The sequence below is a fragment of the Klebsiella sp. P1954 genome (assembly GCF_018199955.1).
GTDB lineage: Bacteria > Pseudomonadota > Gammaproteobacteria > Enterobacterales > Enterobacteriaceae > Klebsiella > Klebsiella pneumoniae.
Genome location: NZ_CP073373.1, coordinates 1166393 through 1184571, shown reverse-complemented (window position 1 = coordinate 1184571; position 18179 = coordinate 1166393). Strand labels below are relative to the sequence as shown.

The 18179-nt window shown below is 58.1% G+C and carries 13 protein-coding genes; 7 read left to right on the top strand and 6 right to left on the bottom strand.

The features are described 5' to 3' along the window. Positions 1-40: 40 nt before the first annotated feature. Entirely contained in the window at positions 41-262 is a 222-nt protein-coding gene (gene cspD, locus KB890_RS05835; protein ID WP_002896516.1) for a cold shock-like protein CspD, read from the bottom strand. A 325-nt stretch (positions 263-587) separates the two neighbouring features. On the opposite strand from cspD, the gene clpS reads away from it, so the two are divergent. Together clpS and clpA are read left to right on the top strand one after the other, a co-directional pair. After that, positions 588-905 carry an ATP-dependent Clp protease adapter ClpS gene (gene clpS / locus KB890_RS05830; protein WP_002896520.1) on the top strand — a complete coding sequence of 106 codons (318 nt, stop codon included), beginning with the start codon at positions 588-590 and terminating at the stop codon, positions 903-905. A 30-nt stretch (positions 906-935) separates the two neighbouring features. Then, a complete protein-coding gene (gene clpA, locus KB890_RS05825) occupies positions 936-3215 on the top strand; it encodes an ATP-dependent Clp protease ATP-binding subunit ClpA (RefSeq protein ID WP_002896522.1) in 2280 nt (759 codons plus the stop codon). A gap of 119 nt (positions 3216-3334) precedes the next feature. On the opposite strand, the gene infA is transcribed toward clpA, so the two are convergent. From infA to trxB, 5 genes are all read right to left on the bottom strand, one after another. Further along, positions 3335-3553: a translation initiation factor IF-1 gene (infA, locus tag KB890_RS05820; protein WP_001040187.1), complete on the bottom strand. Its 219-nt coding sequence runs from the start codon at positions 3551-3553 to the stop codon at positions 3335-3337. Between the two features lie 353 nt (positions 3554-3906). Next, positions 3907-4608, bottom strand: a complete 702-nt coding sequence (gene aat / locus KB890_RS05815; protein WP_002898014.1) for a leucyl/phenylalanyl-tRNA--protein transferase — start codon at positions 4606-4608, stop codon at positions 3907-3909. A gap of 44 nt (positions 4609-4652) precedes the next feature. Continuing rightward, on the bottom strand, positions 4653-6374 hold the full coding sequence (cydC, locus tag KB890_RS05810) for a heme ABC transporter ATP-binding protein/permease CydC (protein ID WP_020323882.1): 1722 nt from the start codon (positions 6372-6374) through the stop codon (positions 4653-4655). Next, a complete protein-coding gene (gene cydD / locus KB890_RS05805) occupies positions 6375-8141 on the bottom strand; it encodes a heme ABC transporter permease/ATP-binding protein CydD (protein WP_020323875.1) in 1767 nt (588 codons plus the stop codon). Positions 8142-8255: 114 nt separating this feature from the next. Continuing rightward, entirely contained in the window at positions 8256-9224 is a 969-nt protein-coding gene (trxB, locus tag KB890_RS05800) for a thioredoxin-disulfide reductase (RefSeq protein WP_002898019.1), read from the bottom strand. 532 nt (positions 9225-9756) lie between these two features. On the opposite strand from trxB, the gene lrp reads away from it, so the two are divergent. From lrp to serS, 5 genes are all read left to right on the top strand, one after another. Then, entirely contained in the window at positions 9757-10251 is a 495-nt protein-coding gene (gene lrp, locus KB890_RS05795; protein ID WP_000228469.1) for a leucine-responsive transcriptional regulator Lrp, read from the top strand. Between the two features lie 135 nt (positions 10252-10386). Continuing rightward, positions 10387-14640 (top strand): DNA translocase FtsK, encoded by a 4254-nt coding sequence (gene ftsK, locus KB890_RS05790; protein ID WP_022631247.1) that lies wholly within the window; start codon positions 10387-10389, stop codon positions 14638-14640. Positions 14641-14762: 122 nt separating this feature from the next. Further along, positions 14763-15374, top strand: coding sequence for an outer membrane lipoprotein periplasmic chaperone LolA (lolA, locus tag KB890_RS05785; RefSeq protein ID WP_002898132.1), 612 nt, complete (start codon positions 14763-14765; stop codon positions 15372-15374). 8 nt (positions 15375-15382) lie between these two features. After that, positions 15383-16726: a replication-associated recombination protein RarA gene (rarA, locus tag KB890_RS05780; protein ID WP_004224013.1), complete on the top strand. Its 1344-nt coding sequence runs from the start codon at positions 15383-15385 to the stop codon at positions 16724-16726. A gap of 90 nt (positions 16727-16816) precedes the next feature. Further along, on the top strand, positions 16817-18109 hold the full coding sequence (gene serS / locus KB890_RS05775) for a serine--tRNA ligase (protein ID WP_002898139.1): 1293 nt from the start codon (positions 16817-16819) through the stop codon (positions 18107-18109). Positions 18110-18179 lie beyond the last annotated feature (70 nt).

Genomic DNA, 18179 nt, shown 5'->3' with positions numbered 1-18179 from the left:
GGCATTTTATTAGCAGGATGTACACAATGAAGCAAAAGAGTTATGCAGCCGTTTCCGCTTCCACAGGGACGATCACGCTGGCGTGATTGCCTTTTGGCCCCTGGTGAACATCAAACCGAACGGCTTGTCCGGCTTTTAGCGTTCTGTAACCATCCATCTGGATGGTGGAGTAATGGGCGAAAATGTCTTCGCCGCCGCCCTCAGGGCAGATAAAACCGAACCCTTTGGCATTGTTGAACCACTTAACAGTACCCATTTCCATACTTCGACATCCTTCGTAAATCTTTATTAGTAAGATGGAATGAACCGGTGGTGGAGTGACGAGTTGTTCAATTGCTCGCCAACTCTCGCCACTACAATTTAGAGAAATACGAAAACGCGTCAAGCGATTGAGGAGGGGGAACGGCGAAAAATGCGTCAAAATTTGAAGCAGTTAACGCTATTGCCGGGGAATGTGACAGCCGTCGCGGATAGAAGCGATAGATGATAGTTATCTATGATCTATTGTAGATTTGTGATGAGCATAACCTCTGGTCATCGACAGGCCTCCGCCTGTTGGCAACAGCAACCGATGATGAACACTGACGATGAGTAAGAGAGATTGGCTGGACTTCGAGCACCTGGTTGACGACGAAGTTCGTGATGCGATTAAACCGCCATCTATGTATAAAGTGATATTGGTCAATGATGACTACACTCCGATGGAGTTTGTTATTGACGTGTTACAAAAATTCTTTTCTTATGATGTTGAACGTGCAACGCAACTGATGCTCACGGTTCACTATGAAGGTAAGGCGATTTGTGGCGTGTTTACCGCGGAAGTGGCGGAGACCAAAGTCGCTATGGTGAATCAGTACGCGAGGGAGAACGAGCATCCATTGCTGTGTACGCTGGAAAAAGCCTGAATACAGGCATGAAAATTGGGGGAGGTGCCTATGCTCAATCAAGAACTGGAACTCAGTTTAAATATGGCTTTCGCCAGAGCGCGCGAGCACCGTCATGAGTTTATGACCGTCGAGCACTTGCTGCTGGCTCTGCTAAGCAACCCCTCGGCCCGTGAGGCCCTGGAAGCGTGTTCAGTGGACCTGGTGGCATTGCGTCAGGAACTTGAAGCCTTCATCGAACAAACCACACCCGTTCTGCCAGCCACGGAAGAAGAGCGCGACACCCAGCCGACGCTAAGCTTCCAGCGTGTGCTGCAGCGCGCCGTCTTCCACGTACAATCTTCTGGCCGCAGCGAAGTGACCGGCGCCAACGTGCTGGTGGCGATTTTCAGCGAGCAGGAGTCGCAGGCCGCCTACCTGCTGCGTAAACATGAAGTGAGCCGTCTTGATGTGGTGAACTTCATTTCTCATGGTACACGCAAAGACGAGCCGAGCCAGTCTTCCGATAACAGCGGAAGCCAGCCTGGCAATGAAGAGCAAGCCGGCGGGGAGGAACGTATGGAAAACTTCACCACCAACCTCAATCAGCTTGCTCGCGTCGGCGGCATTGATCCCCTGATCGGCCGTGAAAAAGAGCTGGAGCGCGCGATTCAGGTCCTGTGCCGTCGGCGGAAAAATAACCCGCTGCTGGTGGGGGAATCCGGCGTCGGTAAAACCGCGATCGCCGAAGGCCTTGCCTGGCGTATTGTGCAGGGCGATGTGCCGGAAGTGATGGCCGACTGCACTATCTACTCGCTCGACATTGGCTCTTTGCTGGCAGGGACCAAATATCGTGGCGATTTTGAAAAACGCTTCAAAGCGTTGCTCAAACAGCTGGAGCAGGATACCAACAGCATCCTGTTTATTGATGAAATCCACACCATTATCGGTGCGGGGGCGGCGTCTGGCGGCCAGGTCGATGCGGCTAACCTGATCAAACCGCTGCTTTCCAGCGGCAAGATCCGGGTGATCGGCTCCACCACTTACCAGGAGTTCAGCAACATCTTTGAAAAAGATCGTGCGCTGGCCCGCCGTTTCCAGAAGATCGATATTACCGAACCGTCGGTGGAAGAGACGGTCCAGATTATCAACGGCCTGAAGCCGAAGTACGAAGCGCACCATGATGTGCGTTATACCGCCAAAGCGGTGCGTGCGGCGGTAGAACTGGCGGTGAAATACATTAACGATCGTCATCTGCCGGATAAGGCGATTGACGTCATTGACGAAGCGGGCGCGCGGGCGCGCTTAATGCCGGTCAGCAAGCGTAAGAAAACGGTTAACGTGGCGGATATCGAATCAGTGGTGGCGCGCATTGCGCGGATCCCTGAGAAGAGCGTCTCCCGCAGCGATCGCGACACGCTGAAAAACCTGGGCGACCGTCTGAAAATGCTGGTCTTTGGACAGGATAAAGCCATCGAGGCGCTGACCGAGGCTATTAAAATGGCGCGCGCCGGGCTGGGCCATGAGCACAAGCCGGTGGGATCGTTCCTGTTCGCCGGGCCGACCGGGGTCGGGAAAACCGAAGTGACCGTCCAGCTGGCGAAGGCGTTAGGGATTGAGCTGCTGCGCTTTGACATGTCCGAATATATGGAACGTCATACCGTCAGCCGTTTGATCGGGGCGCCTCCGGGCTACGTCGGCTTCGATCAGGGCGGGCTGCTGACCGATGCGGTGATTAAACATCCGCACGCGGTATTGCTGCTTGATGAGATCGAAAAAGCGCATCCGGACGTGTTCAACCTGCTGCTGCAGGTGATGGATAACGGGACGCTGACCGATAATAACGGCCGTAAAGCGGACTTCCGCAACGTGGTGCTGGTGATGACCACCAACGCCGGGGTGCGGGAAACCGAGCGTAAATCGATTGGCCTTATTCAGCAGGACAACAGTCCGGATGCGATGGATGAGATCAAAAAGATCTTTACGCCGGAGTTCCGTAACCGCCTCGACAACATCATCTGGTTCGATCATTTGTCTACCACGGTGATCCATCAGGTTGTCGACAAGTTTATCGTCGAGCTGCAGGTCCAGCTGGACCAGAAAGGCGTCTCCCTGGAAGTGAGTCAGGAAGCGCGCGACTGGCTGGCGACGAAAGGCTACGATCGGGCGATGGGGGCACGTCCAATGGGACGCGTCATTCAGGACAACCTGAAAAAACCGCTGGCGAACGAGCTGCTGTTTGGCTCGCTGGTCGACGGTGGTCAGGTCACTGTCTCTCTGGACAGCGACAAAAATACGCTGACTTACGACTTCCAGAGCGCTCCGAAGCACAAACCGGAAGCGGCCCACTAAGGCGATATCTTCAATGTAAAAAACCGGCTAAGGGCCGGTTTTTTTTTGCTGACGGCAGAAATGAAAAGACCGGGAATTATCCCGGCCTTCAGCATCTGACGCCTTAGGGGCGAAAACAATCAGCGACTACGGAAGACAATGCGGCCTTTGCTCAGGTCGTACGGGGTCAGCTCAACAGTCACTTTGTCGCCCGTCAGAATGCGGATGTAGTTTTTACGCATTTTACCGGAGATATGCGCGGTTACCACGTGACCGTTTTCCAGTTCTACGCGGAACATAGTGTTAGGCAACGTTTCAAGTACGGTGCCCTGCATTTCAATATTGTCTTCTTTGGCCATCTAGTCCTCTGGGGTATCACTACCGTAGTTTTGAACCGGCAAGATAATGCCGAAGTTCATCATGTAAGTAAAGTTTTACGTATCTACCCTGAATCATTCACCTTGCCGCAAGGCGCATAGTCAGCACAGCGGCTACGGAAATATGACGGGTATGAATCGCCGAAGTAGTTTTGGCGCATTGCCCGGGACACACACGGCCATGCCGCGTGACAGGCGCAAACGTAAAGGGGAGTGACAGAACGATGGGCGTTATCTGACTCTTATTATTCCCAAACGGCGGCGGGGCAACAGGCAGAAGCTACTCTACCGCGCAATTATACCATCCTGACGCAAAATGTGCTGAAAACATTTTATTATCCGCCAGGAAATAGCACCCGCGGCACCCAAAATCGCTCGGGCAGTCGGTAGCCGCGTAATACCGACAGATAGTCCAGATAATCGCGGCGGGGAATATCCACTGCGCCTAATGACGCGGTATGGTTGTTCAGTACCTGGCAGTCAATTAATTTACCGCCGCTGTGCGCAAAGTCCTGGCAAAATACCAGCAGCGCGGTTTTGGAGGCATTTTCTGCCCGGCTAAACATCGATTCGCCGCAAAACAGCGCTCCCTGCGCTACGCCGTACATTCCTCCCACCAGGGTATTCTCCTGCCAGACTTCAATGGAGTGGGCATGACCCAGCTCATGCAGCTGGTGATAGGCGCGAACGATACTGCTGGTTATCCAGGTGCCTTCGTCACGATCGCTGGCGCAGCCCTCAATCACTTCGCCAAAGGCGTGGTTGAGCGTGACCCGGTAGGGCGAACGCTGATGAAAGCGCTTCATGCTGCGGCTGAGATGGAATTGCTCTGGCCAAAGTACCGCCCGGGGGTCGGGCGACCACCAGAGGATCGGGTCGCCAGGGGAAAACCAAGGGAAAATACCACGCTGATAGGCCATCAGCAGCCGCGCGGGGCTCAGATCGCCGCCGAGCGCCAGCAGGCCATTAGGTTCTCGCAAGGCGCCTTCCGGAGAGGGGAAGGCGATAGAGTGCCGGGAGAGCTGAACCAGACGCATTTTAACCTCAATACGCATCAGCAAAAATTAGATAATAGAATAGCCTACAGACGCTGTTTAAACTGGAAGTACCGGCCCTGTTTAGCGAGCAGCTCCGCGTGACTACCTTGCTCAATTATCTGGCCGTTGTCCATGACTATTATCTGATTAAAACCCGCCAGGCCCCGCAGGCGATGGGTCACCATCAGCACGGTTTTGTCGCGCATGACATCTGCCAGCAGATGCAGGATCTGGCTTTCGGTGGCCGCATCCAGACCTTCTGTCGGTTCATCGAGCAGCATCAGCGGCGCATCGTGGAGCAGCGCGCGGGCAATGGCCAGTCGGCGCAGTTCGCCGCCGGAGAGCTGACGCCCGCCTTCGCCCAGCCAGCCGTTAAGACCACCATCTTGCAGCAGTTTTTCGAGGCCCACCTTCTCAAGGGTAGCGCTGAGATGAGCGTCATCCGCTTCAGGCGCCGCCAGCAGCAGGTTGTCGCGCAGGGTGGCGCAGAACAGGTGCACGCGCTGCGGCACTACGCTCATTGCCTGCCGCAGAGTGGCTTCGCTGAGGCCGGAGAGCGGCTGATTGTTGAGCAGAATCTCTCCCTGTGACGGGTCCCAGGCGCGGGTAAGCAACTGCAGCAGCGTCGATTTTCCGCAGCCGGTCCGGCCAAGAATGGCGATGTGCTCTCCGGCGGCAATCTGCAGGGAAATATTCTCCAGGGCAGGGGAGGGCTGCTGAGGATAGCGGAAGGTGACCTCCTGAAGCGTTAGGGCCACCTGCGCTGGCGAACTGGCTTCATCTTCGACAAAGGTGACCTCCGGCTGCTGGTCGGTAATCTGCGAGATCCGCCGCGCGGAGGCGATCACCTGGCCTAAATGCTGGAAAGCGCCAGTAACCGGCGCCAGGGCTTCAAAAGCCGCCAGCGCGCAGAATACGAATAGCGCGATCAGCGCCCCGGGCTGACTATTGCCGCCGACGCCGTCTGAGGCCAGCCAGAGCATGGCCACCACGGCGATGCCACCGATTAACAGCATTACCGCCTGCGAAAGCGCGGTCAGCTCGGCCTGGCGCCGCTGTGCATCCTGCCAGCTCAGCTCGGTCTTTTCCATTTGTGCGCGGTAGCGGTCGCTGGCGTTAAATACCATCAGCTCCGCCTGACCCTGCAGCCAGGCGGTGAGCTGTTGGCGATACTGGCCGCGCAGCTGCGTCATACTTTCGCCGGCTGGCTTACCTGCGCGATAGAACAGCGGCGGCATAACCAGCAGGGTCGCCAGCATGATACCGCCGAGCGTCAGCGCGAGGGTGACGTCGAGCAGACTTAATCCGCAGGTGACGACCACAATCACCACCAGCGCGCCGACCAGCGGCGAAATGACCCGCAGGTAGAGATGATCCAGGGTGTCAACGTCGGCTACCACCCGGTTGAGCAGCTCACCCTGGCGAAAGCGCGCCAGCCCCGCCGGAGAGAGGGGGAGCAGTTTGCTGAAGGTGAAAACGCGCAGGTGCTGCAGCACGCGAAAGGTAGCGTCGTGGCTGACCAGGCGCTCAAAGTAGCGCCCGGCGGTACGGATAATTGCCGCGCCGCGAACGCCCGCGGCAGGCAGCATATAGTTAAAACTGTAGATCCCGGCGACGCCCACCACCGCTGAGGCGGAGAGGAACCAGCCGGAGAGCGTCAGCAGGCCGATGCTGGCCAGCAGGGTCACAATGGCCAGCACGACGCCAAGCAGCAGCATCCATTTATGGCGTTTATAGAGCGCCAGATAGGGTAAAAGTGCACGCATTTAAATCTCCTCCTGACGATGGGCCAGCAGCGCCGAGAAGACCCCACCAGCACGGGCCAGCGTGGCGTAGTCGCCTTGTTCGATAATCTGTCCGTCCTGCATCACCCAGACGTCGTCCCAGTCGGCCAGCCCCTCGAGCTGGTGGGTGACCAGCAGCGTGGTTTGCTCACTGGAGGCGTGGGTCAGGGCCTGCATGACTCGCTGTTCGCTATGGGCGTCAAGGCTGGCGGCAGGTTCATCCAGCAGCAGCAGGCGGCACGGCACCAACAGCGCGCGGGCGACCGCGATACGCTGCGCCTGGCCTACCGACAGACGCCCCGCCTGATCGCCTACGGCGGTATGGATCCCCTGCGGCAGCAGGGCGATAAACTCGCTGACCCAGGCCTTGTCCAGCGCCAGCCTAAGCTGTGCTTCGCTAGCTTCGGGCCACGCCAGCAGCACGTTTTCCCGCAGCGTGGCGGCAGGTAACTGCGGATTCTGTCCTACCCAGCTCAGCAGGCGGCGCCAGCGCTCAGCGTCCAGCTCGCGCAGCTCTACGCCGTTGACCATCAGCGACCCCTCATAGGGCAGAAAGCCGAGCAGTGTATTCAGCAAAGAGCTTTTCCCGGATCCGCTCTGGCCGACCAGCACCACGCGAGCGCCGGCGGGCAGCGCAAAATTAAGCGGTCCCGCCAGAACTTTACCTTCCGGAGATTTGATCACCAGGTCGCGCGCTTCCACGCTAATCAGATCGTTGTCATTTAACGTTTTCTCGCCACGCTCTACCTGGGTCAGCGGCGTTTCCATAAACGTTTTCAGGCTGTCTGCGGCGCCCACGGCCTGAGCTTTGGCATGGTAGAAGGTACCCAGGTCACGTAACGGCTGGAAAAATTCCGGGGCGAGGATCAGCGTCAGGAATCCCGCCATCAGCGTGACGCCCGCGCCATAGTGGCCGAAGTTCAGCTCGCCAAGGTAAGAAAAGCCAAAATACACCGCTACCAGCGCAATGGAGAGGGAGGTGAAAAACTCCAGAACCCCGGAGGAGAGGAAGGCCAGACGCAGGACTTCCATGGTGCGTTGGCGAAAATCCTGCGAGGCGTAGCGAATATTATCGGTTTCTGCCTGACCGCGATGAAAAATACGCAGGGTTTCCATGCCGCGCAGGCGGTCGAGGAAGTGGCCGCTGAGGCGGGCCAGCGCCTGGAAGTTACGCCGGTTGGCGTCGGCGGCGCCCATCCCGACCAGCGCCATGAAAAGCGGGATCAGCGGGGCGGTGCCGAGAAGGATCAGCGCGGCGGCCCAGTTAATCGGAAAAATAGTAATAACGATCAGCAGCGGTACGCAGGCCGCCAGCGTCATCTGGGGCAGGTAGCGGGCATAATAGTCGTGCATGTCGTCGATTTGCTCAAGAATAAGCGTTGCCCAGCTGCCGGCCGGTTTGCCCTGGATCCACGCCGGGCCTGCCTGCTGGAGGCGGTCAAGAACCTGGCGGCGAATTTCATAGCGAATATGCTGCCCGGCCTGAAAGCCGACCCGCTCACGCAGCCAGACCACCCAGGCGCGTAGTACAAAGATCAGCACCAGCAGCGTGAGCGGCAGCAGCAGGGCGGTCGCTGGAATATTCTCCATTACCATCCGATGCAGGATCCGCGCCAGGAACCAGGCCTGCGCCACGATCAGCAGACCGCTCGCCACGCCAAGCAGGCGGGAAATCATCAACCAGCGACGGGAGATAATGCTTTGCTGTTTTAACCAGCGGGTTAACTCTTGTTGACGGGTTTTATTCATTGCGCGCTTTGCAGGTGTCGTTATCGGAGTATTGGGCACGGCAATGTTACATCGCAGCAAAAATAAAGGCGACTTTTCGTCGCCTTCTTTACCTTTGTTACTGACTTGTAAAGATTATTTGCAAGCGTCAGCCAAACCGTCGAGGTAACGCTCCGCATCCAGCGCCGCCATGCAGCCGGTGCCCGCAGAAGTGATGGCCTGACGATAGATATGGTCCATGACATCGCCGGCGGCGAACACGCCCGGGATGCTGGTCTGGGTCGCATTGCCGTGGATACCGGACTGCACTTTGATGTAGCCGTTCTCCAGCTCCAGCTGGCCCTCAAAGATGGCGGTGTTCGGGCTGTGGCCGATGGCGACAAATAAACCAGCCACTTCCAGGGACTCGACATTGTCGCTGTTTTTGGTATCGCGCAGGCGCAGGCCGCTGACGCCCATCTGGTCGCCGGTCACCTCTTCGAGGGTACGATCGGTATGCAGCACGATGTTGCCGCTTGCCACTTTATCCATCAGGCGTTTAATGAGGATTTTTTCCGCACGGAAGGAATCGCGACGGTGGATCAGGTGTACCTCAGAGGCGATATTCGACAGATACAGAGCCTCTTCCACTGCGGTGTTGCCGCCGCCGATCACCGCCACTTTCTGGTTGCGATAGAAGAATCCGTCGCAGGTAGCGCACGCGGAAACGCCGCGGCCTTTGAAGGCTTCTTCGGAAGGCAGGCCCAGGTAACGGGCGGAAGCGCCGGTGGCGATGATCAGCGCGTCACAGGTGTACTCGCCGCTGTCGCCTGTCAGACGGAACGGGCGGTTTTGCAAATCGACGCGGCTGATATGGTCGAAAATGATCTCGGTTTCAAATTTTGCGGCATGCTCGTGCATGCGCTCCATCAGCAGCGGACCGGTGAGATCGTTCGGATCGCCTGGCCAGTTTTCCACTTCCGTCGTGGTGGTCAGCTGACCGCCTTTTTCCATCCCGGTGATCAGCACCGGCTGCAGGTTGGCGCGTGCGGCATAGACCGCCGCGGTGTATCCCGCAGGTCCAGAACCAAGGATAAGCAGTTTACTGTGTTTGGCTGTGCCCATGAGATCCCCATAATAATTGGCATACATTGGGCTGGGATTGTAGGGAATTTGTTGTCGTAAAAAAAGAGCACAGCGATTTTGTTAACGATGTGTGCAATAGAAGCTGCCAATGAATTGGTGATTTTCCCGGCAAGGAATATAACTATTTCTACTGTCGGCGGGACAATTATAAGACGAAAAAATGAGAATCAACCAGGGCGGATGATGAATATCTGGCATCTTGTACTAAAAATCGATGTTTTGCTTTGACAATCACCTGTGCTTTTGCGAAAACATTCAAGGAAGAAGAAAAGCAGTATTTAGCGTGCGGCGAATTTTCATGCACGCAAATGCCATTTTTATCCGGGTTAACGAAATCTACGCATGGTGTGGACAGACGCCATGCGTGATGTCGGTGACTGCCGTCAGGCAACGGGCTTCTCACGTACCCCTGGGTTACCCAATGTCGTACGGGTGATAACAGGATGGGCTCTGGCAGTGAAGGCTCAGAGCCGGAACAGGAGTAGGGAAGGAATACAGAGAGACAATAATAATGGTAGATAGCAAGAAGCGCCCTGGCAAAGATCTCGACCGCATTGATCGTAACATCCTGAATGAATTGCAAAAAGATGGGCGAATTTCTAACGTCGAGCTTTCTAAACGGGTGGGACTTTCTCCGACGCCTTGCCTTGAGCGTGTGCGTCGTCTTGAAAGACAGGGTTTTATTCAGGGCTATACGGCGCTGCTCAACCCGCATTATCTGGATGCATCACTTCTGGTATTTGTTGAGATTACTCTGAATCGTGGCGCACCGGATGTGTTTGAGCAATTTAACGCCGCAGTACAAAAACTTGAAGAAATTCAAGAGTGTCATCTGGTTTCCGGTGATTTCGACTATCTGTTGAAAACCCGTGTACCGGATATGTCAGCGTATCGTAAATTACTGGGCGAGACCTTGCTGCGCCTGCCGGGCGTTAACGACACCCGTACCTACGTGGTAATGGAAGAAGTCAAGCAAAGTAATCGTCTGGTTATTAAGACGCGCTAACACGGAACAGGTGCAAACTCGACGTAGTTTGATTACACTCCTGTTAATCCATACAGCAACAGTGCCGGGGAGACCCGGCGCTGTTGTCCGTTTTAGCAGCAGGCAGGAAACAGCCTGATACCTGGAGAGCCTTTCTTGAGCCAGGAATACACCGAAGACAAAGAAGTCAAACTAACCAAACTCAGCAGCGGGCGCCGACTCCTTGAGGCGATGCTCATCCTTTGCTCCCTCTTCGCCATCTGGCTGATGGCGGCACTACTGAGCTTTAACCCCTCGGACCCCAGCTGGTCGCAAACGGCATGGCATGAGCCTATTCATAATTTAGGCGGCGCCCCCGGCGCGTGGCTTGCCGATACCCTCTTTTTCATTTTTGGCGTCATGGCCTACACCATCCCGGTGATCATCATCGGCGGATGCTGGTTTGCCTGGCGGCATCAGGAAAACGACGAATACATTGATTATTTTGCCGTTTCCCTTCGCCTCATCGGTGCGTTAGCCCTGATCCTGACCTCCTGTGGTCTGGCGGCGATTAACGCCGATGATATCTGGTACTTCGCTTCCGGCGGGGTGATCGGCAGCCTGCTGAGCACCACGCTGCAACCCCTGCTGCACAGCAGCGGCGGCACCATCGCCCTGTTGTGTATCTGGGCGGCCGGGCTGACGCTGTTCACCGGCTGGTCGTGGGTCAGCATTGCGGAAAAGCTGGGCGGCGGCATCCTGTCCGTTCTCACCTTTGCCAGCAACCGTACCCGTCGGGATGATACCTGGGTCGATGAAGGCGAATACGAAGACGACGAGGAAGAGTACGACGACGAAGAGGCGGCCAGGCCGCAGGAATCGCGTCGCGCCCGTATCTTACGCAGCGCGCTGGCGCGGCGTAAGCGTCTGGCCGAGAAGTTTACCAACCCTATGGGGCGTAAAACCGACGCTGCGCTTTTCTCCGGCAAACGCATGGATGACGGCGAAGAGGTGGTGCAATACAGCGCCAGCGGGGCGCCTGTTGCCGCCGACGATGTACTGTTTTCCGGCGCCAGCGCCGCGCGTCCCGCAGAGGATGATGTGCTGTTCTCCGGCGCCAGCGCCGTGCGCCCGGGCGATTTCGACCCTTACGATCCGTTGTTGAATGGCCACAGTATCGCTGAGCCGGTAAGCGCAGCGGCGGCGGCTACTGCCGCGCCGCAGGCGTGGGCAGAATCACCGGTGGTCCATCACGGCGCTGCGCCAGCTTATCAGCCGGAAGCCAGCTATCCGCCGCAGCAGGCCTATCAGCCTGAACCCGCTCCGTTCCAGCAGGCTGCTTATCAGCCGCCAGCGGGGCAAACCGCACCGCAGGCGTATCAGCCTGAGCCAGCGCCGTATCAACAGCCGGTTTACGATCCGCGTGCCGGTCAACCTGCGCCGCAGGCCTATCAGCCTGAGCCAGCGCCGTATCAGCAGCCGGCTTACGATCCGTATGCCGGTCAACCTGCGCCGCAGGCCTATCAGCCTGAGCCAGCGCCGTATCAGCAGCCGGCTTACGATCCGCATGCCGGTCAACCTGCGCCGCAGGCCTATCAGCCTGAGCCAGCGCCGTATCAGCAGCCGGCTTACGATCCGCATGCCGGTCAACCTGCGCCGCAGGCATATCAGCCTGAGCCAGCGCCGTATCAGCAGCCGACTTACGATCCCTATGCCGGTCAGCCTGCGCCTCAGACCTATCAGCAGCCGGCTTACGATCCGAATGCCGGTCAGCCCGCGCCGCAGACCTACCAGCAGCCGGCTTACGATCCGCATGCCGGCCAGCCCGCGCCGCAGCCGTATCAGCCGGAGCCAGCGGCGTATCAGCCGCAAAGCGCGCCAGTTCCCCCACCGGAGCCAGAGCCCGAGGTCGTGCAGGAGGAAGTGAAACGTCCGCCGCTCTATTATTTCGAGGAAGTGGAAGAGAAGCGGGCGCGCGAACGCGAGCTGTTGGCCTCCTGGTATCAGCCAATTCCTGAGCCGGAAAGTCCGATTGCCACTAAACCGCTGACGCCGCCGACCACTGCGTCCAAACCGCCAGTGGAGACAACCGTAGTCTCTGCGGTAGCGGCTGGGGTGCATCAGGCTACCGCCGCCAGCGGCGGCGCGGCGGCAGCAACCTCGTCCACTGCCGCATCCGCTGCGGCTACGCCATTGTTCAGCCCGGCGTCCAGCGGCCCACGGGTTCAGGTGAAAGAGGGCATCGGTCCAAAACTACCGCGGCCCAATCGTGTGCGTGTTCCTACGCGTCGGGAACTGGCCTCCTACGGCATCAAGCTACCGTCACAGCGGGAGGCGGAACAGCGCGCGCGGCAGGCGGAGCGCGATCCGCATTATGATGATGAGCTGCTCTCGGATGAGGAAGCGGATGCTATGGAGCAGGATGAACTGGCTCGCCAGTTCGCCGCCACCCAGCAGCAGCGCTACGGTCATCGCTGGGAAGACGATAACGCGACTGATGACGATGAGGCCGACGCCGCGGCGGAAGCGGAGCTGGCGCGTCAGTTTGCCGCTACCCAGCAGCAGCGGTACGCTACCGAGCAGCCGCCGGGCGCCAACCCGTTCTCGCCGGCAGATTATGAATTCTCGCCGATGAAAACGTTGGTCAATGACGGCCCAAGCGAACCGCTGTTTACGCCGACGCCGGAAGTCCAGCCGCAGCAGCCGGCCCAGCGCTATCAACAACCGGCGGCCGCTCCGCAGCAGGGTTATCAACCTGCGCAGCATCAGCCGATACACCATCAGCCTGTGCCGCCGCAGCCGCAGTCCTATCCGACTGCGTCGCAGCCCGTACAGCCGCAACAACCGGTTGCCCCTCAGGGGCATCAGCCTGCCGCCCCTGCGCCGCAGGAGAGCCTGATCCACCCGCTGCTGATGCGCAATGGCGATAGTCGACCGCTGCAAAAGCCGACCACGCCACTGCCGTCGCTGGATCTGCTTACCCCGCCGCCGAGTGAAGTCGAGCCGGTGGATACCTTTGCTCTCGAGCAGATGGCACGCCTGGTGGAAGCGCGACTCGCCGATTTCCGCATTAAAGCGGATGTGGTGAACTACTCACCGGGGCCGGTGATCACCCGCTTCGAACTGAATCTGGCGCCTGGCGTTAAGGCCGCACGGATCTCTAACCTGTCACGGGACCTGGCGCGATCGCTGTCAACGGTCGCCGTGCGCGTGGTGGAGGTGATCCCGGGCAAACCGTATGTCGGGCTTGAGCTGCCGAATAAAAAACGCCAGACCGTCTACCTGCGTGAAGTGCTCGACAACGCCAAGTTCCGTGATAACCCATCTCCGCTCACCGTGGTGCTGGGCAAAGACATCGCTGGCGATCCGGTAGTAGCCGATCTGGCGAAAATGCCGCATCTGCTGGTGGCCGGTACCACCGGTTCCGGTAAGTCTGTTGGCGTCAACGCCATGATCCTCAGCATGCTCTACAAGGCGCAGCCGGAAGATGTGCGTTTCATTATGATCGACCCGAAAATGCTCGAGCTGTCGGTCTACGAAGGAATTCCACACCTGCTGACGGAAGTGGTCACCGACATGAAAGACGCCGCCAATGCGCTGCGCTGGAGCGTCAATGAGATGGAGCGCCGCTACAAGCTGATGTCGGCGCTGGGCGTGCGTAACCTCGCGGGCTACAACGAGAAGATCGCCGAAGCCGCGCGCATGGGACGTCCGATCCCGGATCCGTACTGGAAGCCTGGCGACAGCATGGACGCCGTACATCCGGTGCTGGAAAAACTGCCGTACATCGTGGTGCTGGTGGATGAATTCGCCGATCTGATGATGACCGTCGGCAAAAAGGTGGAAGAGCTGATCGCTCGCCTGGCGCAGAAAGCGCGCGCGGCGGGGATCCACCTGGTGCTGGCGACACAGCGTCCGTCGGTAGATGTTATTACCGGCCTGATTAAGGCCAACATCCCGACGCGCATCGCCTTTACCGTGTCGAGTAAAATTGACTCACGTACCATTCTCGATCAGGGCGGCGCGGAATCGCTGCTGGGTATGGGGGATATGCTTTACTCCGGGCCGAACTCTACCACGCCGGTGCGTGTCCACGGGGCGTTTGTGCGCGACCAGGAAGTCCACGCCGTGGTTCAGGACTGGAAAGCCCGCGGTCGCCCGCAATATGTGGATGGCATTACCTCCGACAGCGAAAGCGAAGGCGGCGGTGGCGGCTTCGATGGCGGGGAAGAGCTGGATCCGTTGTTCGATCAGGCAGTCAACTTTGTGACCGAGAAGCGCAAAGCGTCGATTTCCGGGGTTCAGCGTCAGTTCCGCATCGGCTATAACCGTGCCGCGCGTATTATCGAACAGATGGAAGCGCAGGGTATCGTCAGCGAGCAGGGCCATAACGGTAACCGCGAAGTGCTGGCGCCGCCGCCCTTTGAATGAGTGCAAAGTTGGGTAAATAAGCGCAAAATCAGCCAATTCTTCTGTCCCGCCGCCGCCGGCGGTCCTACAGTAGGGGCAGAAGAGGCTCCCGCGTCGGGAGTGACGCACATTAAGGAAGAACAATGAAAAAACTCGCAATCACCTGTGCATTACTGTCTGGTATGGTCGTCAGCCAGGTCTGGGCAGATGCGGCCAGCGACTTAAAAAGCCGTCTTGATAAAGTGAGCAGCTTCCATGCCAGCTTCACGCAAAAAGTCACCGACGGCAGCGGTAACGCCGTGCAGGACGGGCAGGGAGACCTGTGGGTGAAACGCCCGAACCTGTTTAACTGGCATATGACCCAGCCGGATGAGAGCGTCCTCGTTTCGGATGGTAAAACGCTGTGGTTCTATAACCCGTTCGTCGAGCAGGCCACGGCGACCTGGCTGAAAGACGCTACCAGCAACACGCCGTTTATGCTGATTGCCCGCAACCAGTCCAGCGACTGGCAGCAATATAATATCAAGCAAAATGGCGATGATTTTGTGCTGACGCCAAAAAGCGGCAGCGGCAACCTCAAGCAGTTCACGATCAACGTCGGTCGGGACGGCACTATCCATCAGTTCAGCGCCGTCGAGCAGGATGATCAGCGCAGCAGCTATCAGCTGAAATCGCAGCAGAACGGCGCCGTCGACGCAGCTAAGTTCACCTTTACGCCGCCGAAAGGGGTGACGGTGGACGATCAACGTAAGTAGAGGCGAAAGTGAGCAATCTGTCGCTCGATTTTTCCGACAACGCGTTTCAACCTCTGGCCGCTCGCATGCGGCCAGAAAATTTAGCGCAGTATATTGGCCAGCAGCACCTGCTGGCGCCGGGTAAACCCCTGCCGCGGGCCATTGAGGCCGGGCACCTGCATTCGATGATCCTCTGGGGGCCGCCGGGTACCGGCAAGACCACTCTGGCGGAAGTGATTGCCCGCTACGCCAGCGCCGATGTCGAACGGATCTCAGCGGTAACCTCCGGGGTGAAAGAGATTCGCGAGGCTATTGAGCGCGCGCGGCAAAATCGCAACGCCGGCCGGCGAACCATCCTGTTTGTTGACGAAGTGCATCGCTTTAATAAAAGCCAGCAGGATGCCTTTCTGCCGCATATTGAAGACGGCACCATTACTTTTATTGGCGCGACCACCGAAAACCCCTCCTTTGAGCTTAACTCGGCGCTGCTCTCCCGCGCCCGCGTCTACTTACTGAAATCGCTGACCACCGACGATATCGAGCAGGTGCTTGACCAGGCGATGAACGATAAAACCCGCGGCTACGGCGGCCAGGATATCGTTTTGCCGGATGAGACCCGCAGGGCCATTGCCGAGCTAGTGAACGGCGACGCGCGGCGAGCGCTGAATACCCTGGAAATGATGGCCGATATGGCCGAAAGCGATGACTCGGGCAAGCGGGTGCTGAAGGCGGAACTGCTGACCGAGATCGCCGGCGAGCGAAGCGCGCGCTTTGATAATAAAGGCGACCGGTTCTACGATTTGATTTCCGCCCTGCATAAGTCGGTGCGCGGTAGCGCGCCGGATGCGGCACTTTACTGGTACGCGCGGATCATCACCGCCGGCGGCGATCCGCTGTACGTTGCCCGCCGCTGTCTGGCGATTGCCTCGGAAGATGTCGGCAACGCCGACCCGCGGGCGATGCAGGTCGCCATTTCGGCGTGGGACTGCTTTACCCGCGTCGGGCCGGCGGAAGGCGAACGGGCGATTGCCCAGGCCATCGTCTATCTGGCCTGCGCGCCGAAAAGCAACGCGGTGTACACCGCCTTCAAAGCGGCGCTGGCCGACGCGCGGGATCGTCCTGACTACGACGTTCCGGTGCATCTGCGCAATGCGCCGACGAAGCTGATGAAAGAGATGGGCTACGGCCAGGAGTATCGTTACGCTCATGACGAACCCAACGCCTACGCCGCCGGCGAGCAGTACTTCCCGCAGGAAATGGCGCAAACGCGCTATTATCACCCGACAAACCGGGGGCTTGAGGGCAAAATTGGCGAAAAGCTCGCCTGGCTCGCTGAACAGGATCAAAATAGCCCGATAAAACGCTACCGCTAATTGAGGCGTTGCGGTAAGGTTATTACACTATTTCCGTGGTCGTAGTCTGCGGCCACTTTTCTTTTTTAATTCGATAAGCACAGGATAAGCATGCTCGATCCCAATCTGCTGCGTACCGAGCCAGACGCAGTCGCAGAAAAACTGGCACGCCGGGGCTTTAAGCTGGATGTAGATAAACTTCGCGCGCTTGAAGAGCGTCGTAAAGTTCTGCAGGTGCAAACGGAAAACCTGCAGGCGGAGCGTAACTCCCGATCGAAATCCATTGGCCAGGCGAAAGCGCGCGGGGAAGACATCGAGCCATTACGCCTGGAAGTTAACAAGCTTGGCGAACAACTGGATGCTGCAAAATCCGAGCTGGAAACGCTGCTGGCGGAAATTCGCGATATCGCGCTGGCGATCCCGAATATTCCTCATGATGATGTGCCGGTTGGCCGCGACGAAAACGACAACGTTGAAGTTAGCCGCTGGGGTACGCCGCGTCAGTTCGATTTTGAGGTGCGCGATCATGTGACGCTGGGTGAAATGCACGGGGGGCTGGATTTTGCCGCCGCCGTTAAGCTCACCGGCTCGCGCTTCGTGGTGATGAAAGGGCAGCTGGCCCGTCTGCACCGCGCCCTGGCGCAGTTCATGCTGGATCTGCACACCGAACAGCATGGCTACAGCGAAAACTATGTCCCGTACCTGGTAAACCAGGACACCCTGTATGGCACTGGCCAGCTGCCGAAATTCGCCGGCGACCTGTTCCATACCCGTCCGCTGGAAGAAGAGGCTGACAGCAGCAACTACGCGCTGATCCCGACGGCGGAAGTGCCGCTGACCAACCTGGTGCGCGATGAAATCATCGACGAAGACGATCTGCCGATCAAAATGACCGCCCATACGCCGTGCTTCCGCTCTGAAGCCGGTTCCTATGGCCGCGACACCCGCGGTCTGATCCGTATGCACCAGTTCGATAAAGTTGAAATGGTGCAGATCGTCCGCCCGGAAGACTCTATGGCCGCGCTGGAAGAGATGACCGGTCACGCCGAGAAAGTGCTGCAGCTGCTGGGCCTGCCGTACCGTAAGGTCGCGCTGTGCACCGGCGATATGGGCTTCAGCGCCTGCAAAACCTATGACCTCGAAGTATGGGTTCCGGCGCAAAACACTTATCGTGAGATCTCCTCCTGCTCCAACGTCTGGGATTTCCAGGCGCGTCGTATGCAGGCTCGCTGCCGCAGCAAGTCCGATAAGAAGACCCGTCTCGTTCATACCCTGAATGGTTCTGGCCTGGCAGTAGGTCGTACCCTGGTGGCGCTGATGGAAAACTATCAGCAGGCTGATGGCCGTATCGAGATCCCGGAAGTGCTGCGCCCGTATATGCGCGGCCTCGAATATATCGGCTAAACTTCTCACTCCTTCTTTTAAAAGCGCCTGCGGGCGCTTTTTTTACGCCCTTATTGATACCGGGCAATAA

Excerpts from the sequence above, each read along its gene's own strand:
- clpS (WP_002896520.1), top strand. The coding sequence starts at position 588 with ATGAGTAAGAGAGATTGGCTGGACTTCGAGCACCTGGTTGACGACGAA.
- aat (WP_002898014.1), bottom strand. The coding sequence starts at position 4,608 with ATGCGTCTGGTTCAGCTCTCCCGGCACTCTATCGCCTTCCCCTCTCCG.
- lrp (WP_000228469.1), top strand. The coding sequence starts at position 9,757 with ATGGTAGATAGCAAGAAGCGCCCTGGCAAAGATCTCGACCGCATTGAT.
- trxB (WP_002898019.1), bottom strand. The coding sequence starts at position 9,224 with ATGGGCACAGCCAAACACAGTAAACTGCTTATCCTTGGTTCTGGACCT.
- lolA (WP_002898132.1), top strand. The coding sequence starts at position 14,763 with ATGAAAAAACTCGCAATCACCTGTGCATTACTGTCTGGTATGGTCGTC.
- cydD (WP_020323875.1), bottom strand. The coding sequence starts at position 8,141 with ATGAATAAAACCCGTCAACAAGAGTTAACCCGCTGGTTAAAACAGCAA.
- cspD (WP_002896516.1), bottom strand. The coding sequence starts at position 262 with ATGGAAATGGGTACTGTTAAGTGGTTCAACAATGCCAAAGGGTTCGGT.
- infA (WP_001040187.1), bottom strand. The coding sequence starts at position 3,553 with ATGGCCAAAGAAGACAATATTGAAATGCAGGGCACCGTACTTGAAACG.
- clpA (WP_002896522.1), top strand. The coding sequence starts at position 936 with ATGCTCAATCAAGAACTGGAACTCAGTTTAAATATGGCTTTCGCCAGA.
- serS (WP_002898139.1), top strand. The coding sequence starts at position 16,817 with ATGCTCGATCCCAATCTGCTGCGTACCGAGCCAGACGCAGTCGCAGAA.
- cydC (WP_020323882.1), bottom strand. The coding sequence starts at position 6,374 with ATGCGTGCACTTTTACCCTATCTGGCGCTCTATAAACGCCATAAATGG.